At 64.1% G+C, this 806-nt stretch carries 1 protein-coding gene; it reads left to right on the forward strand.

Going from position 1 to position 806, the window contains the following annotated elements; translation table 11 throughout:
• Positions 1-730: efflux RND transporter permease subunit (locus A9976_RS18565; RefSeq protein WP_183020233.1), on the forward strand; the 730-nt coding region annotated here is incomplete at its 5' end.
• Positions 731-806 lie beyond the last annotated feature (76 nt).

Consider the following 806-nt stretch of genomic DNA (forward strand, 5'->3'; position numbering starts at 1 on the left):
CTATAACGGCGTGCCGTCCTACAACATCCAGGGCCAGGCGGCGCCGGGCTACAGCTCGGGCGCGGCGATGGACGAAATGGAAAAGCTGGCGGCCAAGTTGCCGGTGGGCGTGGGTTTCGAATGGACGGGCCTGTCGTTCGAAGAACGCCTGTCGGGTTCGCAAGCGCCGGCGCTCTACGCCATTTCCCTGATCGTGGTGTTCCTGTGCCTGGCCGCGCTGTATGAAAGCTGGTCCATCCCCACCGCGGTCATGCTGGTGGTGCCGCTGGGGATCATCGGCGTGCTGCTGGCGACGTTGATGCGGGGGCTGTCCAACGACGTGTACTTCCAGGTGGGGCTGCTCACCACAGTGGGGCTGGCGGCCAAAAACGCCATCCTGATCGTGGAGTTCGCCAAGGAGCACTTCGAGGCCGGCGCCAGCCTGACGGAATCGGCGATCCATGCCGCCCGCCAACGTCTGCGTCCCATCCTGATGACGTCCCTGGCGTTCATCCTGGGCGTGACCCCGCTGGCGATCTCGACGGGCGCCGGTTCGGGCAGCCAGAACGCCATCGGCACGGGCGTGATCGGCGGCATGCTGACCGGCACGTTCCTGGCGATCTTCTTCGTCCCGGCCTTCTTCGTGATCATGCTGCGCTTGTTCAAGGTCAAGCGCATGAGCGAAAACCAAGACAAGCACGACGCGAGCGCCAACGGCTCGCAGGAAGTGTCCGCCGAAGGACAACCGTAATGAAATTCCAGATGAGAACTTTATTGTCTGTTTCCCTGGCGGCGGCCCTGGCGGGCTGCTCGCTGGCCCCGACCTA

The organism is Delftia sp. UME58 (assembly GCF_014170385.1).
In the GTDB taxonomy this organism is placed as follows: domain Bacteria; phylum Pseudomonadota; class Gammaproteobacteria; order Burkholderiales; family Burkholderiaceae_C; genus Comamonas; species Comamonas acidovorans.